Here is a 26,149-nt window from a genome sequence, read left to right as displayed (position 1 = left end):
GGTGTCGCTATGCAGGCTTTGCTGAACCATCTGCCCTCGATCGGTTTCCTCTGGCCCCGGATGCTGTGGCTGCTGGCGATCGTCCCCGTCGTGGCGCTGCTGTTCGTCCTCTACGAGCGGCGCCGCCGCCGGCGCGCGGCCACGCGGCAAGCGACGCTCAAGGCCACGGGACTGGCCGTGCAGGGCGTCTCCGGCTGGCGCCGCCATACTCCCCCTGTCCTGATGCTGCTGGCGCTGACGGCTTTCCTTTTCGCGGTGGCGCGTCCGCAGGCCATGATGAAGCTGCCCTCGCGCATCCAGACCGTGGTGCTGGCCATGGACACCTCGGGCAGCATGCGCGCGCAGGACATCAAGCCCGACCGCATGCATGCCGCGCGCGAGGCGGCCAAGCAGTTCCTGGCGGACCAGCCCGTGGGGGTCAGCGTGGGCCTGGTCTCGGTGGCGGGCACCGCGTCGGTGGCGCAACGGCCCACGCGCAAGAAGGACGACGTGATCGCCGCGCTGGACCGCTTGCAGCCGCAGCGCGGGACGGCGCTGGGCAATGGCCTGATCATGGCCCTGGCGACCTTGCTGCCCAGGGGGGAAATCGACGTCGACGGCTTCATGCGGGCATCGGCCGACAATGCCGCGAAGTCCAAGGGCGGGAAACCGCAGGCCGGGCCGCGCATGGACGGGAGCGGCCCGGGCGCGAGAAACGGTGGCAACGGGGCGGCCAACCGCGAAAGCGGGCGTTTTCCCGCCAACGGCGCGGAAACCGGCGCCGCCGGCGCGGGCGGACCGGTCGCCCCTGGCTCGGACCGGTCCGTCGCTATCGTGCTGCTCTCGGACGGCGACAACAATACCGGCCCGGAAGCGGTCGAGGCCGCCCGGGTCGCGGCCGACCATGGCGTGCGCGTCTACACCGTCGGCATCGGCACGCCCGAAGGGGTGGTGATTTCCGTGGAAGGCTGGTCGGCCCGCGTGCGGCTGGAGGAACAGGCCTTGAAGCAGGTGGCCGACATGACCGGCGCCGAATACTTCCAGGCGCAGGATGCCGAGGGCTTGAAGCGCGTGTACCGGATGCTCAGCGCCCGCCTGGCGTTCGACAAGACCGAACTGGTGGAGATCTCGGCCCTGTTCGCGGCCTTGGGCGCGCTGCTGGCGGCCTGCGCGGCGCTGTTGTCGCTGTGGTGGTACGGCAGGGTGCTGTAGGGCTGGGTGCTGCAGGGCAGGGGCCGCGCATGGCGCTTGCTTCCTTCCCGGTGGCGCCGCGCCGACGCGGCGCGCGACATCGAGGAGAGAGCCATGGCGTCGCGATACACACTGAAGAGAACGATGCGGGGCGGGCTGCTGCTGCCCGCGCTGCTGGGCATGGCTTGCGCGGCCGGGACGGTGGAAGCGCGGGCGCAGACGGGCGCGCCCGTGCAGGTGGCCCAACTGCCGGAAGGCGGGCAGGGTGGTCAATGGAAGCACCCGGAGTCCGGCGCCACCAGCCCGTCGGGATCCGGCGCGGTCGGACCGGGCGAGCAGCGGGGCGAACAGCGCGATGCGACCCCGCCCACGTCACCGCCGCCCCCGCCCAAGCCGGACACGCGCAAGCCTTCCGACCCGCCCCCGCGCAATCCCGACAGCGTCCAACCCCCGCCGCCCCCGATCCCCGCGCCGGAGGTTCCGCACAAAACGAGCATGCCGCAGTAGGGGGAAGATGCGGCGAGCGCATGCCGTCGACAGCGTGGCCGGCCGCTGCCTGCCGCGCCCGCCGTCCTCACTGCGCGCCGGCGTAGTATTGCGCCAGCGCCGCCGTGTCGGCCGGCGTCAACCGTTGCGCGATGGCCCGCATCGTGCCGACGTCGTCGTTGGCCCGGCTGCCGTTGCGGAAGGCGTCCATCTGGCTGGTGAAATAGGCCGTGGGCTGGCCCGCCAGGCGCGGCAGCAGGGGCGATTCGCCGGACCCGCGCGCGCCGTGGCAGTTGGCGCAAGCCGCCAGGGCCAGGGCGTTGTCGCCGAAATCATGCAGTTGCTGGCCGCGTCCGCCCGACGTGGACGGCGCGGGCAGCGCGGGCGCCGGCAGGCTGCCGTAGTAGCGCGCGAGCGACCCTATCTCGCCCTCGTCCAGCCCCTTCGCGATGCTGGCCATGATCACGTTCTGGCGCGCGCCGCTGCGATAGTCCATGAGCTGCTTGGCCAGGTACTCGGGCGAAGATCCCGCCAGCGCGGGAAAGGTCGTCCCCGGGGCGGGGACGCCTTGCGCGCCGTGGCAGGAAGAACAGCCGGCGAGCCCGGCCGAACTCTTGCCGCCGTTGGCGATGGACTGCGCCGTCGCGGTGTCGGTGCCGGTCTCCAGCGCATGGCGCCAGGGCTCGTCCGCCGGGGAAAAGTCGGTGGCCTTGCGCGGCGGCGCGACGGCGACCTTGGCCGGTGTCGGAGCGGGTGGCTGGGCGCCGCCCGCCGCGGCCGGCGCATTGCCCTGGGCGCCCGGCGCGGCGGCCGTGCCGGACCCACCTCCCGCCGCGACGGGAGCCCCGCGTCCCGCCCGCGGTCCCGCGTCGGGCGACATATGCATCAGCGCGGCGATGGCGGCCACCCCCACGCCCACCACCACGATTACGGACAGTGCGCCTTTGGTCAGCGCGGCCATGTTGGCGTTCATGTCAGACTCGCACCAGGGGGCCGGGCGCCTTCAGGTAGTCGCGCTTGATCGCGTCGACGAGCCAGTACGCGAGCGCGCCCACGGTGCCGGTGGGGTTGTAGCAGGAGTTCTGCGGAAACAGGGAAGCGCCCGTGACGAAGACGTTGGGCACGTCCCAGCATTGGCCATAGCGGTTGACCACGCTGGTGCGCGGGTCCGCGCCCATGGCGGCGCCGCCGGTCAGGTGCGTGGACTGGTAGCTGGCCGCCGTATAGGGCCGCTTGCGCGGCGCCGGCTCCGTCTTGACGACGCCGCGCATGGCCTTGCCGATCTCGTCGCCTTTCTCCGTGACGAACTGCGACATGCGGATGTCGTTGTCCGGGAAGTCGTACGTGATGCGCAGCAGCGGCTGGCCCCAGGCGTCCTTGTACGTCGGGTCCAGGTCCAGGTAGCTGCCGCGCGTCGGCAGGGCCGAGCCGGTGATCGTGATGGGGATCGAATGGTTGTAGTAGCGGCGCACGGCCTGCTTCCACTGCGCGCCCCAGCTCGGCGTGCCCGCCGGCACCGGATGGTTGCCGATGGGTGTGCCGCTGACCACCTGGATCTGGATGTAGGCGCCGCCCACGAAGCCATGCGGCCCGTGGTCGAAGTTGTCGCTACAGAAGTCGTCCATGGTCACGGCCACCGCGCCCGCGCCCATGAAGGGGTTGATGGGCGTCTTCTCGTCGAAGAACAGCCCGACGCCGGAGGTCGTCTGGTGCGTGTAGTTGCGGCCGACCACGCCTTCGCCCTTGGCCGGATCGTAAGGCTTGCCGATCCCGGACAACAGCAGCAGGCGGATATTGTTGATGCTGAAGGCGCAGAGGAAGACCAGTTCGGCGGGCTGGAAGACCTCCTGGCCCGACTCGTCGATATAGGTCACGCCAGTGGCGCGCTTCTTGTCCTTGTCCAGCTCCACGCGCAGGACGTGGGTGCGCGTGCGCATCTCGAAGTTCGGCAGCTTCATGGCCACCGGCAGGATACAGACCTGCGGCGAGGCCTTGGCGAAATGCTCGCAGCCGTAGTTCGAACAGAAGCCGCAGTAGACGCAGGCGTTCATGTGCAGGCCTTCCGGATTGACGTAGGGCCGCGTACAGAGCGCCGACGGCTGCACATAAGGGTGGTAGCCCAGCTTGCGCGCCGCTTCGCCGAACAGCGCCGGCGCATAGGGCACCTTCATGGGTGGATTGGGATAGGGCTGGGAGCGCCAGGGCTCGAAGGGATTGCCGCCGTCCTGCTTCTGTCCGTTCAGGTTGCCGGCGTAGCCGGAGGCGCCGATAAGCTTGTCGAATCGGTCGTAATAGGGCTCCAGCTCCTCGTAGCGCACGGGCCAGTCCTGCGCGGTGATGTCTTCCTCGAAAATCTTCGCGCCGTACTTCTGCGTGTAATGCGAGCGCAACTGGAATTCGACTTCGTCGAAGCGGTAGTAGGCGCCCGACCAGTGATTGCCCGCCCCGCCCATGTGCGTGCCGGGATAGGCGAAGGTCCAGCGCCGCATGGGCAAGGCGGTCTGCCCGGTGTTGTTGCGGAAGGTGTAGGTTTCCTGGGCCGCGTTCTGGTGCAGGGCATGGCGGCGGGTGTATTTCAGTTCGTCATGCACCATCGGGCCCTGGAAGTCGGGCGAGGGCCAGCGGGGTTCGCCCCGTTCCAGCACCACGACTTTCTGGCCGTTGGCGGCCAGTTCCTTGCCGATGATGGAGCCGGTCCAGCCGCCTCCTACGATGGCGACGTCCACGGCGGGCAGGCTGCGGGTCATCGGGGCTCCTTGGTCGGGGAAGCCGGCGCGGCGGCGGCCGGGGCGCTTTGCGGCGCGGGGGCGTGCATGTCCGGCATGCCGGGCATGTCCATGGCGTGGCGCGGGCCGTCCGCGATCGAGACCGGGGCGCGCACCAGGGCCACGCCATGGCGTTCGATATCGTTGGAGTAGCTGGCGTAGGCGCCCGGGAACTGCACCAGCTTCCAGCCCACCATGTCGCGGTTGCCGCCGTAGATGGGATCGGAGAAGAACCCTTCGATGGTGGCGTCGAGCAGGGCGGCGAAGAAGGTCGCCGCGGGCAGCGGCGAAAAGTCCATCTGGCCGGCCTGCATGCGCGTGAGCAGGGCGTCCTGGGTGGCCGGGTCCAGGGCGGCGAAGTCCTTGCCGCCGTGTTCGGCATGGACGGCGGCGCGGAAGCGGGCCAGCCCGGTGCGGAACATTTCGGCCGGGGTGTAGGACAGTTGGTAACCCTGTTGCGGCGTGCCGGCCGCGAAGGGACCGCTGCGGTAGAACTGATCGCCGGCGCCCCAGGCGCCGGCCAACTGCCCGTCGATGAAGACGGTGACGCCGGCTTCCTTCGCGCCCGGGCCGAGGTCGTCGGCGGGTATCAGGCGCGCCGCGATGGCGTCCATCAGGGCGGCTTCGTCGGCGTTGAAGAATTTCCAGGTGGGAGCGGCCGTCGTGGCGGCCGGCGCCGCGGGCGCTGCGGCGGTGTCGGCCGCTGCCGCCTGGGCCGGCGCCTCGGGCGCAAAGGCCATCAGCGTCGCGCCCGGCAGGCCCGCGCCCAGTGTCTTGAGCATTTGACGCCGGGTAACGGCATGATCAGGCTTGGGACGATCGGGCTTCATCACCGCTCCTTTGCGCTGTGATCCGCGCGGGTCAGCAAATCAGGTCAGCAAATCATATACCGGTACGCTTCGCCTCACGCCGGCCGGCCGACGCCTCCGTCTGCGCCGGCGCATCGCCATTCAGGATTCGCCGGACGACGGACACCATCTGGTCCAGCGGGACCGGCTTGCCCACGTGCGCGGCAAAGCCGGCGGACTTCGCCCGGTCGACGTCTCTTTTCGCGCCGAACCCCGTCAGCGCGATCGCCGGCATGGCGTGCCCCATGGCGCGCATCGCCTCGATGAAGGCATAGCCGTCCATCTCGGGCATGCCGATGTCGGAAATCACGATGTCGAAGTCGCCCTCGGCCAGGGCTTCCTGGCCGAGGGCGCCGCTGCCCGCGGTTTGCACGTGGGCGCCCTCCATACTCAGCAACTCGCCAAAAGCTTCCAGCAATTCGAGCGAATCGTCAACCAGCAGGATGCGGACGCCTTGCAACTGGCCGGCGGCTTCCAGGGAGGTTTCCTGCGCGGCCGGGCCATAGACGTGCGCCGCCAGGGGCAGCCACACGGTGAAGGCCGCGCCCTTGCCCTTGCCTTCGGAATCCACGTGTATCCGCCCCTGGTGGGCCTGCACCAACTGGTGCACCACCGCCAGGCCGATGCCCAGGCCCATGCGCTTCTGCGAACCGTCCTGCGGCCGGCCCTGGCTGTACATCTCGAACAGGCGGGGCAGGAAATCCGGCTCGATGCCTTCGCCCGTGTCGGTCACGACCAGGCGGGCCATGTGGCCGTCGAGTCCCAGGCCTATCGTGACCGAGCCGCCCGGCTGCGTGAACTTGATGCCGTTGTTGATCAGGTTCCAGGCGATCTGCTCGACGCGCACCGGATCGGCATCGATGTACAGCGCGTTATTGAACTCGTAGTCCTTGAGCAGCGTGATCCGGTTCTCGGCCACGGTCGGCTGCAGGACGTTGACGATGCTGTCCACCGTGGCCGTCAGGCTGACGACGGATTTGTTCAGCTTGAGCTTGCCGGTCTGGACGCGGGCGATGTCGAGCAGGTCCTCGATGATGCGCGCCTGGCTGTGCACCGCGCGCCGGATGGCGTCGGCGGCGCGCGCCGCGCTGGGCGTGGCGCGGATTTCCGCGGTGCGCGCCAGCAGTTCCGCGTTCAACTGGATCAGGTTCAGCGGATGCTTCAGCTCGTGCGACATGATGGCGAAGAACTCGTCCTTCAACGTGTTGTTCGCGCGGCTGCTTTCCAGCCGGTTCACCTGGTCCATCTCCATCTGCTTCTGCGCGGTGATGTCGCGCGCGATCTTGGCGAAACCCGGGGCGACGGGATCGTCGATGGGATTGACGCCGCCCACGCAGAAGATGCGCGTGCCGTCCTTGCGCCGGTGCCAGCGCTCGTCGGTGGCGTAGCCGTTTTCCCGCGCGCGCCGCAGTTCCAGCGTGGGAATGCCGGCATCGATGTCCGCCTGCGTGAAGATGATGGACAGGTCCCTGCCCAGCGCTTCCCTTTCCGTGTAGCCGAACATCAGTTGCGCGCCGGTGTTCCAGCTCGTGATGCGGCCTTCTTCGGACATCGTGATGATGGCGAAGTCCTTGGTGCTCTGCGCCATCGCGTTGATGCGCGCTTCGGCGTTGCGGCGGTCCGTCACGTCGATGAAGGTGAGCACGGCGCCTTCGATGCGATGCTCCGCGCTGCGATAGGGCAGCAGCCGGGCCAGGTACCAGCGGTTGTCGGTGCTGCGGACCTCGCGCTCGATGGTGCGCAGCGAGTCGAAGACCGCGGCCGCGTCGCGCGCCAGGCCCGGATATTCCAGCCGGTGCGTGATGTCCAGCAGCGAGCGCCCGGCGTCGTTGGCGATCACGCTGAAGATGTTGGTGGCGCGCGGCGTGAACCACTTGATGCGCATGGCGCGGTCGACGAACACCGTGGCGATGTCGGAGGACGCGATCAGGTTCTGCAGGTCGTCGTTGATCTTGGCGGTTTCCTCGACCTTGCTTTTCAGCTCCGAATTGACCGTGATGAGTTCTTCGTTGACGGACTGCAACTCCTCCTTGCCGGTCTCCAGTTCCTCGGTGGTGGAGCGCAGTTCCTCGTTGATGGCCTGCAGTTCCTCGTTGGACGCCTTCAGTTCCTCCGTCGACGTCTCGGACTGTTCCATCGTCAACTGCAATTGCTCCTTGGTGCGCTGCAGTTCCGCCTCGAGCTGGGACAGCACGCTGGAGGGGACCTTGGCGTCGTCGTCGCCTTCGTTGATGCTCATGACGGCGTCGACTTCGTCGAAGATGACCAGCATGAAGTCGCCGCCCGTGGCTTCATGGCGGAAGGGGCGCACCACCATGTTGATGTAGGCGCTGCGATCGCCCAGGTTCATCGCGACGCGGCGCGCCTCGACGCTCTTGCGCGAATGCAGCGCCTGGAACAGGGCCGTGCGCAATTCCATGCGCAGGTCGGGATAGACCAATGCCGTCAGGTTGCGGGACGGCTCGCCGCCGACGTGGCGCAGGAACCTGCCCGCCCGTTCCGACATGTGGACGATGTTGGAGTCGTGGTCGACGATGACGCTGGGCGGCGCGTACTGCTCCAGCGCCTGCTGGTGGATGTCGGCGAAGGAGACGCGGGCGCCGCGCGTGGCCAGCGTCGGGGCGGCGGCCAGCGGCGCCCGGTCGGAGGCGGGCAGGGGCAGCAGCGGAACGGGCCGGTGCTGCGAGGCCGTGTTCTTCGCCTGGTAGATGCGGTAGCGCTTGTCGACGACGGAGAACAGGTTCTCGCAGGCGTCGGCGGATTCGGAGCTGCCCAGGAACAGGTAGCCGCCCGGTTTCAGGGCGAAGTGGAACATCCTCAGCACGTCCGCCTGGATTTCGCGCTCCAGGTAGATGAGGAGGTTGCGGCAGCAGACCAGATCCAGCTTCGAGAAAGGCGGGTCGCGCAGCACGTTGTGGGGGGCGAACAGCACCCGTTCGCGGAGCTGCTTCTTGATCCGGTAGTTCGCCCCGTCGCGGGTAAGGAATTCCTGCAGCTTGTCCGCGGGAATGTCGGTTTCGACCGCGCCGGGATAGATGCCCGCCCTGCCGATGGCGAGCGAGGATTCGTCGATGTCGGTGGCGAAGACCTGGATCTTCGGCGGCGTCTCCATCGTTTCCGCGTGCGCGCACAGCAGCATGGCGATCGAATAGGCTTCTTCCCCGCTGGAACAGCCGGCGACCCAGGTGCGCAGCGGCGCGGGCGATTCGTCCTTGCCATCGCCCAGCAGGTTCGGGATGACGCGTCTTTCCAGGATCTCGAAGGCGTCGGTGTCGCGGAAGAATTGCGTGACGCCGATGAGCATGTCGCTGAGCAGTTTCGGCGTTTCGTCGGCGTCTTCGTGCAGGCGCGTCGCATAGGCCGGCATGTCGGGCAGCCCGGTGACCTGCATGCGCCGCTCGATGCGGCGCAGCACCGTCGCCTTCTTGTAGTGCTTGAAATCGTGGCCGGTGCGGGTGCGCAACAGCGTCAGGATGTCCCGCAGCGCATTGCGCTCGTCGCAGGTCTCCGCGCTGGCGCCCTGGTCCTCGGGCTCCAGCGGGTCGCCGGCGGGCGCGGGCATGTGCATGCGGGACATGTTCCTGGCGATCGCGTACAGCCGGCCGGGGAGTTCGTCGACGGGCAGGATGATGTCCACCGCGCCGGTGGCGATGGCGCTGCGCGGCATGGTGTCGTACATGGCGTCTTCCGGCGACTGCGCCATGGTGATGCCGCCGCGCTCCTTGATGCGCGCCAGGCCCACCGATCCGTCCGAACCGCCGCCCGTCAGCACGATGCCCACCGCCCGTTCCTTGTGCACCTCGGCGAGGGTGCGGAAGAACCGGTCGATCGCCACCGGGTGCCCGCGCCGTTTCATCGGCCTGACGCGCAGGTAGCTGTCGTTCATTTCCAGGCTGGCGGCCGGCGGGATGACGTATACGTGGTCCGCCTTCACGTGGGTGCTGTCGGTCACCTGGATGACGGGCATGTCCGTCGACGTCTGGAGGATGCGGTCCAGCACGCTTTCATGTTCCGGCGACAGGTGCAGCACGACGACGAAGGCCATGCCCGGGTTGGCCGGCGTGTTCTCGAAGAACGTCTTCAGCGCCTCGATTCCACCCGCCGAAGCGCCTATCCCCGCCACCGGGAAATGGAGCGAGCTGGGAATCACTGACGGCTTGGTCGGCGGCTGAGCATCGTCGTTTGACATGGCGGGGCGGTGGTCCGGTTGATCGTCGAATGATGATAACCGCCGTGGCGCGCGTTCTTGTGCGCCGGACGCAAGAAAATGGCCGCCCGCGGGGCGGCCATGGTCAGCAGTATTCGGCCGTTTTTTCCGGGCGCGCCGCGGCGCGTCTGCGCCCGCTTCTTGCGTCCGGCGCGCGCCGTCGGCCCGGCTCCCGGCCGGGTCAGCGCACCGGCCAGCCGTACATGATGCCGCCCTCGGTCCACAGGCGGTTCAGGCCGCGCTCCAGCTTCAGGGGGCTGTCCTTGCCCATCGCGCGGTCATAGCTTTCGCCGTAGTTGCCGACCTGTTTGATGATGTTGTAGGCCCACTTGTCGTCCACGCCCAGGTTCTTGCCCATGCCCGGCGTCACGCCCAGGATGCGCTGGACGTTGGGGTTGGTGCTCTTGAGCATCTCGTCGACGTTCTTCGAGGTGATGCCGTACTCCTCGGCTTCGAGCATGACGTTCAGCGTCCAGCGCACGAGGTTGAACCATTGCTCGTCCCCCTGGCGCACCATCGGACCCAGCGGTTCCTTGGACAGGTTTTCCGGCAGGATCTCCCACTCGTCGGGCTTGGCCAGGCGGGTGCGCATGTTGGCGGCGGTGTTGGACTTGTCGTTGGTGTAGGCGTCGCAACGGCCCGATTCCAGCAGGCGGAAGTTCTCGTCGTAGTTCTCGACCAGGAGCGGCTTGAAGGTGAGATTGCGGGCGCGGAAATAGTCGGCCAGGTTCAGCTCGGTGGTGGTGCCGGGCTGCACGCAGATGGTGGCGCCGTCCAGGTCCTTGACGCTCTTGGCGCCCAGCGACTTGCGCACCAGCACGCCTTGCGCGTCGTAGAAGTTCACGCCGACGCCGATCAGGCCCAGCGTGGTGTCGCGCGCCAGGGTGAGCGTGGTGTTGCGCGACAGCATGTCGATTTCGCCGGACTGCAGGGCGGTGAACTTGGCCTGCGCGGTCAGCACGTTGCCCTTGACCTTGGAGGCGTCGCCGAACATCGCCGCGGCGACGGCGCGGCACATGTCCACGTCCAGGCCGGTCCATTCCCCTTTGCTGTCGAGCACCGAAAAGCCCGGGATGCCGGCGAAACCGCATTGCACGAAGCCTTTCTTCTTCACGTTGTCGAAGGTCGTGCCGGCATGGGCGGCGCCCGCGACGCACAGCAAGCCCGCCGCCAGGGCGGTGCTCAGAAACTTACGCATGGAATGGGTCTCCAGAGGGGAATGGGGATACGGCTGGGTTGTATGACGGGTGATTGCGCCGGGGAAGGGGCAAAGGCGGCCCGTGGCTTCGGCGCGTCCCTCCCTTGCCCGTGCGGAGGGGAAGAGGCCGCAGGGCGCCTCTCATCATTCATATGATGGCTGCCATCATACAAGTATGTAATAAGGAATTACCCGAATTCTGGCTGAACGGGCGGTGTCCTTTGGGTGGTCTTTCGGTGTTCCGCGAGACGATGCCGGGCCGGATGCCGGCGGCCCGCCGCGCCGGGGAATGCGGAGGCCGCATCCCAATTCCGGCCACCGAAGCCGGCGTGCGGGGCGCGCGGATCAGGCGCGCCGGTCGGCCGGCTGCGACAGCAGCTTGCGATAGCGGGCGATGCTGTCGCCCAGGTGGCGCGACATGGCGGCGCGCGCGGCCCCGGGATCGCGCCGCATGATGGCCGTCAGGATGGCCTCGTGCTCGACCGCGTTGCGTGCCTCGTAGGCTTCCAGTTCCGCCGGCGTCTTGCCGCCGTGCTTGATGTTCAGGTCCTGTATCACGTCTCCCACGGCGGCTTGCAGCAGCGCGGGAAAGTGCGGGTTGTTGGACGCGCGCGCGATGGCCAGGTGGAAGGCGTAGTCGGCCTTGACGGCGGCCTCCCGGTCGCGCGAGGCGCGGTTGAAGGCGTCGAAGGCCTCGACGATGGCGCTGAGGTCGGCGGCGGAACGGCGCTCCGCCGCCAGTCCACAGGCCTCGATCTCCAGCCCGGCCCGCAATTCCATGATGTGCAGCGCCCAGCGCGGGTCGGCGCCCGCCGGCTCGACCGCGAAGTCGATGGGGCGTTCGCGGTCTTCCGTCACGAACACGCCGATCCCCGGCTTGCTCACCAACTGGCCGCTCAGGCGCAGGGAGGCCACGGCTTCGCGCACGACGGTGCGGCTGACCTGGAATTCCTCGCAGAGCGCGTGCTCGGAGGGCAGCTTGTCCCCCGACCGGTAGGTGCGGTCATCGAGTCGCTTGCTCAGCGCCTCGATGACGACGTCCGTCAGGCGTGAGCGCGCGCGGGAGGGTTTTTCCATGGGCGATGTTTCCAGGGCGCCGCAAGGCATGGCGCCGGGGATGCGTGAGCGGGAAGGGATGCGGGCGCGGCGGCCCGCGGGGCGTGTACGGAGAGGATGATAACGCCAGGTACTGTATGACAACATACAGGTCTACCCGCAGGGATGACGCAAACGAAACAAGGCCGTCCCGTGGGACGGCCTTGCGGTCCTGGCTGGCGAGCGCGACGGACGGCGTTTCCGAAAAGGGACGGCCGCCGCCGCGCCTGCCCGCCGGGTCCGCGCGATCGTCGCGGGCCCGGCGCCGGGCGGCTTACTGCGGACCCAGCTTCTTGATCAGGGCGCCGAGCATTTCCTCTTCCTCGCCGGTCAGGTCGGTCAGCGGCGCGCGCACGGGGCCCGCGTCATGGCCGACCAGCTTGGCGCCGGCCTTGACGATGCTGACGGCATAGCCGGCCTTGCGGTTGCGGATGTCGAGGTAGGGCAGGAAGAACTCGTCCAGCAGCTTGTTGCAGGTCGCGTCGTCGCCGCTGGAGAGGGCCTTGTAGAAGTCCATCGCCGTTTTCGGGATGAAGTTGAAGACGGCCGACGAGTAGACCGGCACGCCCAGCGCGCGGTAGGCGGCGGCATAGACTTCGGCGGTGGGCAGGCCGCCCAGGTAGGAGAAGCGGTCGCCCATCTTGCGGCGGATGGTCACCATGGCCTCGATGTCGCCGACGCCGTCCTTGAAACCGATCAGGTTGGGGCAGTTGTCGGCCAGGCGTTGCAACTGGGCGGCGCCCAGGCGCGAGTTGGCGCGGTTGTAGACGATGACGCCGATCTTCACCGATTTGCAGACCTGCTCGACGTGCGCGGCGATGCCTTCCTGCGAGGCTTCGGTCAGGTAGTGCGGCAGCAGCAGCACGCCCTTGGCGCCCTGGCGCTCGGCTTCCTGCGCGTACTGGATGGCGGTGCGGGTGGGGCCGCCGGCGCCGGCCAGGATGGGCACCTTGCCCTTGCAGGTCTGCACGGCGGTGCGGATCACGTCCGAATATTCCTGCGGCGCCAGCGAGAAGAACTCGCCCGTGCCGCCGGCGGCGAACAGGGCCGTCGCGCCGTAGGGCGCCAGCCATTCCAGGCGGGCGGCATACGACTTGGCGTTGAAGTCACCGTTCTTGTCGAAGTCGGTGACCGGGAAGGACAGCAGGCCGTCCGAGACGATGGTTTTCAGTTCCTGCGGCGTGGTCATGATGGAATCCGTCTGGCAGTGGAAAGGGAAGCGATGATGAAGTAAAGCGGGGTATACAGCGTAGCGGGCGCTGGCCGGACGGGAGGGGCCTTGGGCCTTCCGGTGCGGCGGCGGCCGCCGTCAATGCCGTGCGAGGTCATTGATGTATGTCATCGTACAACATACTCGCACGGAAAGGAACTGCCGAATCCGCCCGTCCAGGCCGGGCGCCCGTTTCCGTTGCGGGAAATGGACGCCGGCCGGCGCGGCGGATCGCGCCGGAACGCGATCATGCGGCCGGGGTCAGCTTGCCGTCGACCAGCCGGGTCAGGCCCAGCGGATTGGCTTCCTTCACCCAGTCGGGCAGCAGCGCGTCGGGCAGGTTCTGGTAGCAGACCGGGCGCAGGAAGCGGCGGATGGCGGTGGCGCCAACCGAGGTGGTCGCCGCGTTGGAGGTGGCGGGGAAAGGGCCGCCGTGGACCATGGCATGGCTGACTTCCACGCCGGTGGGATAGCCGTTGGCCAGGATGCGGCCGGCCTTGCGTTCCAGCACCGGCAGCAGGGCGCGGGCGTCGGCCTCGTCGGCGGCGTCCAGGAACAGCGTGGCCGTCAATTGGCCTTCCAGGTGTTCGGCCACCGCCCGGACCTGCGCCTGGTCCTTGCACGCCACGACCAGGGAGGCCGGACCGAAGACTTCCGCTTCCAGCTCGCGGTGGGCCAGGAAGCGGTCGGCATCGGTGCCGAACACCACCGGACCGGCGGCGCTGGCGGCCGGGTCGGACGCGCCGCCGCGGCCCAGCGTCTTCACGCATGCGTTGCCGGCCAGCGCGGCTTCGCCATCGGCGTAGGCCGAGAAGATGCCGGGCGTGAGCATGGTGGCCGCGCCCTTGGCCTCCACCGCCTTGGCGGCGGCCTGGCGGAAGCGTTCGAGGTCCGGGCCTTCGACGCCGATCACCAGGCCCGGGTTGGTGCAGAACTGGCCGACGCCCATCACTAGCGAGTCGACGAAGCCCTGGGCGATGGATTCGGCGCGCGCCGACAGCGCGGCGGGCAGCAGGAAGACGGGGTTGATGCTGGACATCTCGGCATAGACCGGGATCGGCTCGGGACGCGCATTGGCGGCGGCCAGCAGGGCCAGGCCGCCGCGGCGCGAACCGGTGAAGCCGATGGCCTTGACCGCCGGATGCTCGGCCAGCGCCGTGCCGATTTCGTTGCCGGCGCCGAACAGCAGGGAGAACGTGCCTTCGGGCAAGCCATGCGCGGCCACGGCCTGCTGGATGGCGCGGCCGACCATCTCGGCGGTGCCGGGGTGGGCGTTGTGCGCCTTGACGATGACCGGGCAGCCCGCGGCGAACGCGGAGGCCGTATCGCCGCCGGCGACCGAGAAGGCCAGCGGGAAGTTGCTGGCGCCGAAGACCACGACCGGGCCCAGCGGGACATTGGCCAGGCGCAGGTCCACGCGCGGCAGCGGCTGGCGCTCCGGCTGGGCGGGATCGATGGTGGCGTCGAGGAAATAGCCGTCGCGCACCACGCGCGCGAACAGGCGCAACTGGCCGACGGTGCGGGCGCGTTCGCCCTGCAGGCGGGCCAGCGGCAGGCCGGTTTCCAGGTGGGTGCGCTCGATCAGCGCGTCGCCCAGCGCCATGATGTTCTCGGCGATGGTCTCGAGAAAGCGGGCGCGGGTTTCCAGCGGGACGTTGCGGTAGACGTCGAAGGCGGCCTGCGCCAGCGAGGCGGCGCGCGCCACGTCGTCGCGCGTGCCCGCGGGGAAGGCGGGCTCCAGCTTGACGCCGCGGGCCGGGTCGATGGCGTGCAGATCGCGGCCCGTGCCGCGCACGGCCGAGGCGCCGATCAACATGGATCCGGTGAGGTTCATGCGTATCTCCGAGATAAGCGCGCGCCGGCGTCGGCCGGCGCGAGGGGGAATGGGGAAGGGGCGGGGCAAGGCCTGGCCGCTAGGCGGAGGCCATTGCACGGCGAGGCAAAGCTGCCTCGTATGTCATCGTACAACAAAGGCGCGCCGCCGTGCGATCCTTCGTCAAAGCAGGAACAGCGCGGCGCAGGCGACGCAGGTGGGCAGGAGCGCGCCCAGGAACAGGCCGCCCATGCCGACCGCGCCGTCGTGGAAGTTGCCGCGCAGCAGGGAAACGCCGGCGGGGTTGGGGGCATTGGCGATGACGGTGAGGCCGCCGCCGGCCACGGCGCCGGCCACCAGCATGTACTTGGCCTGGTCGGATATGCCTTCGATCAGCGAGCCCAGGTAGGTCAGGGCGGCGTTGTCGGTGATCGCCGTCAGCGCCGCCGTGCCGAAGAACAGAACCTTGGGTTCGAGCGCGCTGACGATGGGCTGCAGCCACCATTGCTGCATGCCGCCCAGCACCACCAGGCCGGCCAGGAAGAAACCGACCAGCAACGCTTCGCGGATGATGAGGCGGTCCTGGCTTGCCTGGTAGGCCTGGGTGTAGCCGATGAAGAATAGGAACAGCCCCAGGAAGATGATGGGGTGATGGGCCATGACCACCACGGCCACCAGGAAAAGCAGGTGCACGACGATGGCCGTGACGGACACCTGCGAGGCCTTGCCGTTGCCGTCCAGCGTATCGGTCGGGCGCAGGTGGCCGCGCAGCAGCAGCGTCGTCAGCGTGCCGTTGATGACGACGGCCAGCGCGGCTTTCCAGCCGAAGTGCTGCAGCATGAAGGCCGAATCCCAGCCCCAGGTATGGGCGACGATGAGCACCGGCGGCGCGGCATACGAGGTCAGCGTGCCGCCGATGGAGATATTGACGAACAGCGCGCCCAGCGCCGCGTACTTGAGCCGTTCCGGCATCTCGCGGTGGAAGACCTGCGGGGCCAGCATCAGCGCCGCGATGGTCATGGCCGCCGGTTCGGTGATCAGGGAGCCCGCCAGGGGCACGACGCTCAGGCACAGCCAGGCTTTCGCCGTGGCCGTGGGCACCGGCAGCCAGCGGGCGATGGTTTCCACGCCGCGCATCACCGCCGTCAGCACGGGCAGCGACGCGGCGATGACCATCACCACGAAGACGAAGGCCGGCTCGCCGTAGTTGCGCGTTTCCGCATAGCGCAGGGCGCCTTCGCCGCCGCCCACGACGGCCATGGCCACCAGCAGGATGGCGGCCCAGAAACCGAAGACCACTTCCACTTCGCCGAGCAGGTGCAGCAGGCCGCTATGGCGGGGGCTTTTATGCGCCGCCTTGAGAAACAGCGGCGCGCAGAAGGTGTGAAGCAATGCGGCCGCGAACAGCGCGGCCGCGATGTAATTCATCGTCGGCACTCGGTCATTCCCTTTTCTCTTGCCGACGATCCAGGGCGCGATGGTCTTGCAGCCGGGTACGGAATCGTATCAGCGGGCGGTCAGGGAGTTTACCAGTCCGCGGACCGCGGCCGCACCACCGCGCCGGTGCGCGAGCCCGTGCTCTTTCCGTCATGCCAGGCCATCGAGCCGTTGACCAGCACGCAGTCTATGCCCTGGGCCTGCCGCGTCGGCGACGACCAGGTGGCGGTGTCGGCGATCGTCGCGGGGTCGAAGACCACGACGTCGGCGTAGTTGTCCGGCTTGAGCACGCCGCGCCCGGGCAGGCCGAAGTAGCCGGCCGTCATGCCGGTCATCTTGTGCACGGCTTCTTCCAGCGTAAAAAGCTGCATTTCACGGCAGTAGTAGCCCAGCACGCGCGGGAAGGTGCCCCACAGGCGAGGATGCGGCGCGGGGTCGTGCGGCATGCCGTCGGAACCGATCATGGTGCCGGGATAGGCCAGGATGCGTTCGACGTCGCGCTCGTCCATGATGAAGTAGATGGCGCCGGCCGGCTGCAAGGCGTCGACCGCCTCCTCGGGCGTCACGCCCATGTCCTCGGCGATCTTGTCCAGGTCCCAGCCGGCATACTGCGGCAGCGGCGCCGACTTGGTGACGATGACGCGGCTGGATACGGCCAGGCGGTCCTTGCGCAGGATGGTCGAGCCGGCGACGTAGGGATAGGCGTCCAGCCGCACGGGCTGGCGTTCGGCGGCCGAGGCGATGTGGGCCAGGGTCTGCACCGAGCGGCCGTGGTTCTTCGGGCCGATCAGCTTGTGGTGCGACACCAGCACCGGCGCCTGCCCGGCGGCGCCGACCGCGAAGGCCTCGTCCAGCGCCGCGAAGATATGGTCGGCCTCGTCGCGGATGTGGCTGGCGTAGATGCCGCCGTATTCGCGCAGCACCTGGGCCACGCCCATCAATTCCTCGGTGGTGGCCGGCATGGCGGTGGGGTAGGCCGTGCCCGTGGACAGGCCGATGGCGCCGGCCTGCATGGCTTCGCGCAGGAGGTCCTGCATGTGGGCGATTTCGGCGTCGTTGGCCGGCCGGTCCAGGTCGTCCATGGCGGCCGCGCGCAGCGAGGTGTGGCCGACCAGGCAGGCGGCGTTGACCGCCGCCGGATGGCGCTCCAGGTTTTCCAGGTAGGCGCGGAAGGTGGCGAACGGAAAGTCGGCGGCGTCGGTGCTCAGCAGGTTGATCGGCGCCGGCACCTCCGTGCGCTTGCCGGGGATCCAGGGCGCCTGGCTCAGGCCGCAGTTGCCGGTGACGACGGTGGTGACGCCCTGGCTCAGCTTGGCCGGCATCGCCGGGTCGACGATCAGATAGCGGTCGTCGTGCGTGTGGGAATCGATGAAGCCGGGGGCCACGACTTTTCCGGTGGCGTCGATCACCAGGTCCGCGCCGGCCGCCGCCAGGTCCCCGACGGCGACGATGCGCTGGCCGCGGATGGCGAGGTCGGCGGCGCGGCGGGGCGCGCCGGTGCCGTCGACGAGCGTGCCGCCGCGGATGAGAATGTCGTAGTGAGGCTGGGCAGTGTCAGGCATGGCTATCCAGTAAAAGTAAGTGGTCCGCGCCGCGCGGCTAACGCCGCTGCAGCCCCCCAAAAAAAGAAAGCCGGGCGCAAGCCTCGGTACTCATCCAGGGCGTAGCGGAGCCGGCTTTGCCGGTCCGCCAACGCCGCCCCCTTGAGGGGGCCGCGCGCAGCGCGGTAGGGGGTGGGCTTTCCCTAGTCGATGTGGACGTCGGCGTCCTTGATGACCTTAGCCCAGACGGGGCGTTCTTCATGGGCGAGGTCGAACAGCGCCTGGCGCGGCTTCATCGTCGGCACGTAGGCGAGCGTCTTCAGCTTCTCCTGGACTTCGGGTTCGGCCAGCGCCTTGTTGATGGCGGCGTTCAACCAGTCGAGGATCTTGGGATCGGTGCCCGCGGGCGCGACGTAGCCGGTCCACGCCACTGCACGGTAGCCCTTCAGGCCCAGTTCGTCCAGCGTCGGCAGGTTGGGCAGCAGCGGGTCGCGCGCCGCGCCGGTCACGGCCAGCGGGATCACCTTGCCCTGGTCCATGAAGGTGGCGATCGAGGAGATATTGTCGAACACCAGGTCGGCCTCGCCGCGCAGCACGGCGAGGTCGGCCTCGACGCCGCCCTTGTAGGGCACGTGCATCATCTTGACGCCGGCCATGGTGCCGAACATCGCGGCGCTCAGGTGGCCCGTGGTGCCGTTGCCGCCGGAGGAAAAGACCAGCTTGCCGGGTTCTTTCTTGCCCAGCGCGATCAGGTCGGCGACCGTCTTCACGCCCAGGCTGGGACGCACGGCCAGGACGTTCTGCACCGAACCCGTCAGCGCGACGGGCGCCAATTGCTTGTCGGCATCGTAAGGCAGCTTGGAGTACAGCGACTGGTTGATCGCCAGCGTGGCGACGTTGGCGAAGGCCAGCGTATAGCCGTCGGCCGGCTGGGAGGCGACGTACTGGGTGCCGATGATGCCCGAGGCGCCCACCTTGTTCTGCACGACGAAATTGCCGCCGGTGTCCTTGCTGATGACCGAGGCCAGCAGGCGGGTGACGATGTCCGGCGTGGTGCCGGTGTTGAAGGGCACGACGATGGTGACGGGACGGTCGGGGTATGCGGCGTGCGCGGCGAGGGGCAGCGAGGCCGCGGCGGCGACGCAACCGATGGTGAACAGGCGCGCGGCGCGGCGCATGAACGAGGGCGACATAACGGATTCCTTCCTTGGACTGTTATAGAAGTTTTGAGCGGCGCGCTCCCCGCGGGGTGCGCGCCTGGGACGACATGGGGACTGTTTCGACGGGTATTGCTTCGATGGGTATTGCTTTACGGGTGCTGCTTTACGGATAAATTCAATCGCCGCCCTGCGCGATGCGGGTCAACAGCGGCAGGTCGATGTTGCCGCCCGACAGGACGATCACGCTGTCCTTGCCCTGCGTGGCGATGTGGCCGGCCAGCAGCGCCGCCAGCGCGACCGCGCCGCCCGGTTCGACCACCACGCGCAGTTCTTCCAGCGCGAAACGGATGGCGGTTTCGACTTCCGCGTCGGTCACGGCGACCGCGCCATCCAGGCGGCGCGCGTTGATCGCGTAGGGAAGCTCGGCCGGAATGCTGGCCATCAGCGCATCGCACAGTGTTTGCGCGCCGGGGGTGTTCGACACGCGCTGCCCGCTTGCCAGCGAGCGCACGGTGTCGTCGTAGCCGGCCGGCTCGGCCGCCACCAGGCGGGCGCGCGGAGCCAGGGCCTGCAACGCCAGCGCGCAGCCGGCGGCCATGCCGCCGCCGCCGCAGGGGGTGGCGAAAAGGCCGAGATTCTCCAGGGCGGCGGGCGGCAGGTCGCGCAAGGCTTCCAGCGCCAGCGTGCCTTGCGCGGCCAGCACGTCGGGGTGGTCGCCCGGCGGCACCAGCGTGGCGCCGGTTTCTTCCAGCAGGCGCATGCCTATGGTCTCGCGGCTCTCGCGCGTGCGGTCGTACTGCACCACCTGGGCGCCGTGGCGGCGCGCCTTTTCCACTTTATTGGCGGGGGCGTCCACCGGCATGACGATGGTGGCCGGGATGCCCAGGGTGCGGGCGGCCCAGGCCACGGCCTGGCCATGGTTGCCGGTCGAATAGGCCACCACGCCCAGGGCGCGCCGGTCGGCCGGCAGGTTGAGCAGGGCGTTGAAGGCGCCGCGCGCCTTGAAGGAGCCGGTGACCTGCAGGTTTTCCAGCTTCAGCCAGACGGGCGCGCCCGCCAGTTCGTCCAGCTTGGGCGAACGCAGCAACGGGGTGCGGCGCACGTAGGGCGCGATCCGCTCGGCGGCGGCCAGTACGTCTTCGTGGCCGGGCACGCGCAGGGTGCCCAGCATTTCATGCTCGATGGTGGCGGGGAGGGACGTCAGGTTCATGGTCGGTTTCTCAGGCTTTCGTGGGCGTCCACGACGGCGGCGCGACGCTGCCGGTCTGTTCGGTGATTCGGCTGTACGCCTCGGGGCGGCGGTGCTTCTCGAAATTGAAAACGGTGGTGCGTCCCAGCTCGCACATGTCCAGGTTGCAGTCCGCCACGATCAGTTCGTCGTCCCACGTCGTCGCCATGGCGATGATCTCGCCCTGCGGGTTGACGATGATGGAGTGGCCGAACAGTTCGAAGCCGTCTTCCTTGCCGGCCTTGGCCACCGCCACGCCGAAGCAGGCGTTCTGGTAGCACCCCGACTGGATGGAAAGCTGCGAATGGAGCACGCGCAGGTGGTGGGCCTCGAAGCCGCGGTTGTCCTGGTTCATCGCCGGCGTGTTGTAGCCCAGCAGGACCAGCTCGACCTGCTGCAGGCCGAGCACGCGCCAGGCTTCCGGCCAGCGGCGGTCGTTGCAGATCAGCATGCCCATGTTCACTTCCACGCCGGCCTTGCCGACCGGGGCGCGGACCACCGGGAAGCCCAGGTTGCCGACTTCGAAGTAGCGCTTTTCCAGATGCTGCACCTTGCGATGCGTCGCGAATTCGGCGTGGCCCGGCAGGTGCACCTTGCGGTACTTCAGGATGACTTCGCCGTTGGGCGCGATGATGACGGCCGTGTTGAAGCGGCGCTTGCGCTGCACGCCCTGTTCGTCGGCTTCATGGGCGATTTCCGCGTAGCCCAGGTAGATGGTCAGGCCGTAGCGGCGGATGGCGTCGAACAGCGGCTGGGTCTGCGGGGACGGCAGGGTCTGTTCGTACCAGTGGTCGGCGTCGTCCAGGTTTTCCGTGTACCAGCGCGGAAAGAAGGTGGTCAGCGCCAGTTCAGGGAACACCACGACTTCGGCGCCGCGCTGGTGGGCGCGGTCCAGCAGGCGCAGCATGCGCCCCACGGCGACCTCCCGGCCCTCCGCTTTCTGGATGGGACCGAGCTGGGCGGCGGCGACGGTGATAGTGCGGGACATGGGAGGGGGCTCCTGAGGGCTTCGTGACGTTTGCGACGTTCGTGGCGTTGTTGCGCTGAAGCATGGGGCCGGCCGGAGCCGCTGTAAATCTCAGGGTAGACCCTGGTGCGGCGCGGCATCGCCTCCGCGCTTATTGTTTAAGTAATTGATAAATATTGGGATTTTTTGCTTCCCGGCGGGCGGCAGGGAAACCGGGGTGCGCTTTTTGTTATGGATGCTGAGCAATTCAGCATGCCCGTTTGTCGTCCATTCGCCGCCCATTTGCCGGAAGGAATCGCCCCAATCGCGGCGGCCGGCGACGCGCGCGCTTCCGCCGCCTACAATTCCCGACTCGTTTCCCCGATTACTCGAATCATGGCCGGCCTGCATCCTCAAGGCGCCGCCCTCAGCCTGCGGCAGATCGAAGTCTTTCATGCGGTGATGCTGACCGGCTCGCTGAGCGAGGCGGGCCGCATGCTGTTCGTCACCCAGCCCGCCGTCAGCCGCATCCTGGCCTCGGCGGAGAACCGCCTGCGCTATCCGCTGTTCGAGCGGATCAAGGGGCGCTTGCAGCCGACGCCGGAAGCGCGGCGGCTGTTCGCCGAGTCCGAGCAGATCTTCGACCACGTCAACCGTTTCAATACCCTGGCCACCGGCCTGGGGTCGGGCGCGACGGGCACGCTGAGCCTGGTTTCGAGTCCCAGCTTCAGCGAATGGCTGATTCCCCGCACCATCCAGCGCTTTCGCGAGAAGCACCCCGGCACGGCGATCCGCTACCGCCCGCTGGCCTTCGACATCCTGCTGCCGCATCTCCTGCTGGGGCATGCGGACTTCGGCATCGCCTCCATGTCGCCGCCGGCCAATGCCAACGTCGCCGCCGAGGAAATCGGCGAGGGCTGGCTGGGCTGCGCGATCCCGCGCGGCCATCCCCTGGCCGCGCGCTCGCGCATCCGCGCGGACGACCTGCGCGGACACCTGTTGATCGGCTACGAAGCGGAGACCCCGTTCGGCCGCCTGGCGGCGCGTTTCATGAATTCGGGCGCCAGTCCCTTGCAGCCGGACATCGAGATCCGCGCGACGCCCGAGGCGCTGGCCCTGGTCCGGCAGGGCGTCGGCGTGGCCCTGATCGAATCGTTCGGCTACCACCCCGATTTCCAGCGCGATTTCGTCCTGCGTCCGACGGATCCTGTCCTGCCGCACAAGATCCAGTTGCTGCACGCGGCGAACAGCCCGCTGTCGACCACCGCGCGGCGCTTTGCCACCGCCTTGCGGCAGGTGATCAAGGAAGCGCCGGCGGCGGGGCGCTGAGCGCCGCGGCCGGGTCCAACCGTGCGCGCGGCGTTCGGCATTCCGCGCGCGGCCGCGGATCAGAAGCGGGTGCGCAAGGCCAGCATGACGCTGCGCGGATTGCCGTAGTACCCGATGGACTGGTAGTAGGTCTTGCCGAGCACGTTGTCCACGGTCAGCGTGGCGCTGGTCCGGGGATTGAACTGGTAGCCGACCTGCAGCGAGGCGGTCACGTAGCCCGGAGTGTCGGCCGTGCCGTTCTTCAAGGGGCTGGAGGCCAGGATGCCGGCGCCGACGTTGAACTTCTCCAGCGCCGTGCCCTGCCGGAAGCGGTAGTTGCTCCAGAGCTTGACGTTGTGCCTGGGCGTGATCATGGACAAATCGTCCTGCTCGGTTTCGTAGTGCGGGTCCAGATAGGTGTAGCCGGCGCTCAAGTCCCAGCCGGGCAGGGGCGAGCCGGTGATTTCCGCCTCGAAGCCGTTCATGTCGACGCGGCCGGCCGCGCGGTAGTAGAAGACGTCGCTGACGTAGTAGGCGCGGTTGCGGTCCTGCAGCTTGAAGATGACCGCCGACGCGTTGAGCTTGCCGTCGAACAGGCTGCTCTTGACGCCGGCCTCGTACTGCCGTCCGCTGCGCGGCGGCAGGGGCGAGCCGCTGGCGCTGAGCTGCGATTGCGGCACGAAGATGTCCGAATAGCTGGCGTACAGCGAGGTGTCCGGCGTGACCTTGTAGATCAGGCCCGCATAGGGGGTGAATTTGTGGCTAACCGCGCCCGGCGACTTCTCCATGTCGGGCGTGGTGCCGTAGTCGCCGATGCCGACATACTCCTTGTAGTTGGAGACCCGGCCGCCCACGACCAGCGTCAGCGGATCGAGGATCTGGAAGCGGCCCTGGCCGTAGACGCCGAATTGCTCGGTGCGGACCTTGTAGATGCCGGTATAGGGCAGCGCCGGCTCCGGCAGGTGCACCAGTTCGTCGAAGTCGATGCTGCCGCCGTCGACGTTGGAATAATTGTCCTTGCTGTCGAGGCGATCGTAGTTCGCGCCGATCAGCAGGCGGTGGGTGCGGCCGAATAGCTGGAAGGGGCCGCTGAAGTTGACGTCGGCGCCGGCCCAGCCGAACGAGGTCTTGTCCGCGGCGGGGAAATAGCTGGCCGTATTGTCCGTGGGGTCGACCGAGCTGGACACGCCCAGGTACTTCACGTTGTTGTCGGAGTGGCGGTAGCGGAAGCTGGCGCGCGCCTTCCAGTCGTTTTGGAAGTAGTGGTTCAACTCGATGAAGCCTTCCTCGGTGTTCTGGTGGGCGCGGGTCCAGTCGGGGAAAGGATTGGTCTTCGGCGAGATGTCCAGCAGGCTGCCGTCGCTGTAGGCGGGCAGTTGCGACATGATGCCCTTGCGCACGTCGCGCTGCACCGTGCCGGACACCGACAGCAGCGTGGACGGGTCGATGTCGTATTCGACGATGCCGTACAGCATCGCGGACTGCGCGTTGGAATTGCCGTAGAAGTGGTTCTGGTCGGTGCCGGCGATGACGGCCCGGCCGCGCAGGCTTTGCGACTGGTTCAACGAGCCGGAGACGTCGAGGTCGGAATGATAGAAGTCCCAGGAGCCCGCCGAAATGCTGCCCGAGGCCTGGAAGTCCGCCGTCGGACGCTTGCGCGCGAAGTTCACCAGGCCGCCCGGCTCGCCGCTGCCTTCGAGCAGGCCCGCGGAACCGCGGATGATCTCGATGCGGTCATACATGGCCAGGTCGAATTGCGGCGCGCCGACGTTCAGCGAACCATAGGAAGGGACGCCGTCGAGTTCGGACGACAGGGCATAGCCGCGCGCGAAGTACTGGTTGTTGAGATAGGGGTTGTCGTTGATCCGGGTCGTGATGCCGGTGGCTTGCCGCAGGGCGTCGCGGATGGTCGTCATGTTCTGGTCGTCCATCCGCTGGCGGGTGACGACGCTGACCGACTGCGGAATGTCGAGCAGCGGCGTTTCGCCCTTGCCCAGGGTGACGTTCCTGGTCGTATAGGAGCCCGTGCCCTCGGTCCTGGCGTCGGCGGATTCCGCGGTGACGGTGACGGTCGACAGCGTCGTGGCGTCCGGGGCCGCCGCGCCGCGCGACAGCGACAGGTTCCTGCCGTCGCGCTTGAACTCGATGCCGCTGCCGGCCAGCAAACGCCGCAGCGCCTGGTCGACGGTCAGCTTGCCCGCGACCGGCGGCGCGTCGCGGCCGGCGACGATGTCGGGCGAGTAGGCCAGCGACAGGGAAAACTGGTTCGCCAACTGGATCAGCGCGGCGCCCAGGGGCTGCGCGGCGATGTCGACGTAGACCTGCGCATCGTCCGCCGGGGCGGCGTGCGCGGGAGGGATGACGGCCAGCATGAAGGCGGCGGCCACGGCGGTCAGGCCGTTGGACAAGGCGCGGCGTTGCCGCGGGGCGGCGCCTTGCGCCAGGTACTCAGCGGAGCGTGAATCCACGAAACGATTTCCAGTGCGGTTGCATGAGGGCGGCGAGGCTACGCCGCCGCGGTCCGAGGTCCGGCATGCTGTCCGGCTGGCAGCGGGGCCTCTACAAACAGACGCCGCCTGATCGGAAACCCCTGATGGAAATTCGGGGCCAAATTGAAACAAGATGTATTCTTATTCTTGTTTTGGGTAAACGTCAGCGCCGCTGGATCAATACGCGGCCGTCGTCGAGATGGCGGACGCGCACCGGCGCGATGCCGGGCAGCAGGTCCAGGAAAGCCTCGGTGTCGTCGATGCTGAAGGCGCCGGCGATACGGATGTCCGCCAGGGACGCGTCGGCCAACTGGATGGGCGCGGGCGCGTAGCGGTTGATCTCGGCCACGGCCGAGGCCAGGCGGGTGTCGCGGAAGATCACCCGGCCCTGGCGCCAGGCCAGCAAGGACGCGACGTCCGGCTGTTCGACGGCGGCTAGGCCGCCTTCCGGACGGCTGCGCACGGACTGGCCGCCGCGCAGCGCGGCCTTGTCGCGATGCCACCAGGGACCGTTGGCGACCTCGACCGAACCCGACTCCACGGCGACCTGCACCGCGCCGCCGTCGCGGCGCACGGCGAAACGCGTGCCGGTGACGCGCACGGTGGTCGCGCCGGCCTGGACGTAGAACGGCCGCGCGGCGTTGTGGCTGACCGTGAAGGCGGCTTCGCCCGCGGACAGCTCGACGACGCGGCGGTCGTCGTACATACGCACCGTCAGCGCGGTGTCGGTATTCAATTCCATGACCGAGTCGTCGGGCAGGGCGACCTGCCGCCGCTCGCCATGGCCGGTGCCGTAGGCGCGGTCGTAGCCAGGCGTTTCGAGCCAGCGCGGCAGCGCCACGCCGGCGGCGATCGCCGCGCAACAGGCCGTGCCCAGCCCGAGCATCAGCCGGCGGCGCGGGACGAGGGTGGGCGGCGCGGACTGCCGCGCGGCGCCGAGCCGCGGCTGCCCGGAGCGCTTCGCGGCCGAGGGGATGGCGCTGCCTGTCGCCGGATCGCTTGCCGGCGTTTCCTCCATCATCGCGCGCAGCCGGTCCGCGGGGATCAGGCGGGCGGCGTTCCAGATACCCTCGGCGCGCCGGTATTCCCTTTCGTGCAGCGGGTCGGCGCGGCGCCAGGCCTCGAATTGCCGGCGCTCCATGTCGCTCATCGAGTCCGAGCGGACGCGCGCGAACCAATACGCCGCGGCGTCGCGGGGATCGGTCGGTTTATCCGGGTGGACGGGCTCGGTCATGAGGCGGGGACGGC

General features: G+C 68.5%; 19 protein-coding genes. 3 read left to right on the top strand and 16 right to left on the bottom strand.

Annotated elements, in window-relative coordinates:
* Positions 1-9 precede the first annotated feature (9 nt).
* Positions 10-1,191, top strand: a complete 1,182-nt coding sequence (locus CAL29_RS22295) for a VWA domain-containing protein (RefSeq protein WP_143277721.1) — start codon at positions 10-12, stop codon at positions 1,189-1,191.
* A gap of 93 nt (positions 1,192-1,284) precedes the next feature.
* On the top strand, positions 1,285-1,677 hold the full coding sequence (locus CAL29_RS22290; RefSeq protein ID WP_143277720.1) for a hypothetical protein: 393 nt from the start codon (positions 1,285-1,287) through the stop codon (positions 1,675-1,677).
* A gap of 67 nt (positions 1,678-1,744) precedes the next feature.
* Here the strand turns inward: CAL29_RS22290 and CAL29_RS22285 are convergent, their stop codons facing one another.
* The 14 genes from CAL29_RS22285 to CAL29_RS31680 form a co-directional block, all read right to left on the bottom strand.
* The gene (locus CAL29_RS22285) at positions 1,745-2,629 is read right to left on the bottom strand and encodes a c-type cytochrome (RefSeq protein WP_094855174.1); all 885 of its coding nucleotides are present in this window, start codon (positions 2,627-2,629) and stop codon (positions 1,745-1,747) included.
* A 1-nt stretch (position 2,630) separates the two neighbouring features.
* Entirely contained in the window at positions 2,631-4,403 is a 1,773-nt protein-coding gene (locus tag CAL29_RS22280; RefSeq protein WP_094855173.1) for a GMC family oxidoreductase, read from the bottom strand.
* Positions 4,400-5,251 carry a gluconate 2-dehydrogenase subunit 3 family protein gene (locus CAL29_RS22275; protein WP_094855172.1) on the bottom strand — a complete coding sequence of 284 codons (852 nt, stop codon included), beginning with the start codon at positions 5,249-5,251 and terminating at the stop codon, positions 4,400-4,402. The genes CAL29_RS22280 and CAL29_RS22275 overlap by 4 nt, the downstream gene beginning before the upstream one ends.
* Positions 5,252-5,303: 52 nt before the next feature.
* Positions 5,304-9,458 carry a chemotaxis protein CheB gene (locus CAL29_RS22270; protein WP_094855171.1) on the bottom strand — a complete coding sequence of 1,385 codons (4,155 nt, stop codon included), beginning with the start codon at positions 9,456-9,458 and terminating at the stop codon, positions 5,304-5,306.
* Positions 9,459-9,657: 199 nt separating this feature from the next.
* Positions 9,658-10,674, bottom strand: coding sequence for an amino acid ABC transporter substrate-binding protein (locus CAL29_RS22265; RefSeq protein ID WP_094855170.1), 1,017 nt, complete (start codon positions 10,672-10,674; stop codon positions 9,658-9,660).
* 345 nt (positions 10,675-11,019) lie between these two features.
* Complete coding sequence (locus CAL29_RS22260; RefSeq protein WP_094855169.1) at positions 11,020-11,751, bottom strand: FadR/GntR family transcriptional regulator; 732 nt, start codon at positions 11,749-11,751, stop codon at positions 11,020-11,022.
* A gap of 292 nt (positions 11,752-12,043) precedes the next feature.
* Entirely contained in the window at positions 12,044-12,958 is a 915-nt protein-coding gene (gene kdgD / locus CAL29_RS22255) for a 5-dehydro-4-deoxyglucarate dehydratase (RefSeq protein WP_094855168.1), read from the bottom strand.
* 268 nt (positions 12,959-13,226) lie between these two features.
* Positions 13,227-14,813 carry an aldehyde dehydrogenase (NADP(+)) gene (locus CAL29_RS22250; protein WP_094855167.1) on the bottom strand — a complete coding sequence of 529 codons (1,587 nt, stop codon included), beginning with the start codon at positions 14,811-14,813 and terminating at the stop codon, positions 13,227-13,229.
* 162 nt (positions 14,814-14,975) lie between these two features.
* On the bottom strand, positions 14,976-16,220 hold the full coding sequence (locus CAL29_RS22245; protein WP_094855166.1) for a putative Na+/H+ antiporter: 1,245 nt from the start codon (positions 16,218-16,220) through the stop codon (positions 14,976-14,978).
* Positions 16,221-16,318: 98 nt separating this feature from the next.
* Positions 16,319-17,791 carry an N-acyl-D-amino-acid deacylase family protein gene (locus CAL29_RS22240; protein ID WP_094855165.1) on the bottom strand — a complete coding sequence of 491 codons (1,473 nt, stop codon included), beginning with the start codon at positions 17,789-17,791 and terminating at the stop codon, positions 16,319-16,321.
* Between the two features lie 182 nt (positions 17,792-17,973).
* The gene (locus CAL29_RS22235) at positions 17,974-18,963 is read right to left on the bottom strand and encodes a Bug family tripartite tricarboxylate transporter substrate binding protein (protein ID WP_256977671.1); all 990 of its coding nucleotides are present in this window, start codon (positions 18,961-18,963) and stop codon (positions 17,974-17,976) included.
* 142 nt (positions 18,964-19,105) lie between these two features.
* Complete coding sequence (locus CAL29_RS22230) at positions 19,106-20,140, bottom strand: threonine ammonia-lyase (protein WP_256977670.1); 1,035 nt, start codon at positions 20,138-20,140, stop codon at positions 19,106-19,108.
* A 10-nt stretch (positions 20,141-20,150) separates the two neighbouring features.
* Positions 20,151-21,146, bottom strand: a complete 996-nt coding sequence (locus tag CAL29_RS22225) for an N-carbamoyl-D-amino-acid hydrolase (protein ID WP_094855164.1) — start codon at positions 21,144-21,146, stop codon at positions 20,151-20,153.
* Between the two features lie 90 nt (positions 21,147-21,236).
* On the bottom strand, positions 21,237-21,560 hold the full coding sequence (locus CAL29_RS31680; RefSeq protein ID WP_179284077.1) for a hypothetical protein: 324 nt from the start codon (positions 21,558-21,560) through the stop codon (positions 21,237-21,239).
* Positions 21,561-21,566: 6 nt separating this feature from the next.
* Between CAL29_RS31680 and CAL29_RS22220 the strand changes: the two genes are divergently transcribed.
* Positions 21,567-22,433, top strand: coding sequence for a LysR family transcriptional regulator (locus tag CAL29_RS22220; RefSeq protein ID WP_256977669.1), 867 nt, complete (start codon positions 21,567-21,569; stop codon positions 22,431-22,433).
* Between the two features lie 59 nt (positions 22,434-22,492).
* Here the strand turns inward: CAL29_RS22220 and CAL29_RS22215 are convergent, their stop codons facing one another.
* Positions 22,493-24,880, bottom strand: a complete 2,388-nt coding sequence (locus CAL29_RS22215) for a TonB-dependent siderophore receptor (RefSeq protein ID WP_094855162.1) — start codon at positions 24,878-24,880, stop codon at positions 22,493-22,495.
* Positions 24,881-25,064: 184 nt separating this feature from the next.
* Complete coding sequence (locus tag CAL29_RS22210) at positions 25,065-26,135, bottom strand: FecR family protein (RefSeq protein ID WP_094855161.1); 1,071 nt, start codon at positions 26,133-26,135, stop codon at positions 25,065-25,067.
* Positions 26,136-26,149 lie beyond the last annotated feature (14 nt).

Origin of the sequence: Bordetella genomosp. 10, assembly GCF_002261225.1 — a bacterium.
GTDB lineage: Bacteria > Pseudomonadota > Gammaproteobacteria > Burkholderiales > Burkholderiaceae_B > Bordetella_C.
The sequence above is the reverse complement of the archived record's forward strand: the minus strand, read 5'-3'. Positions and strand labels throughout refer to the sequence as shown.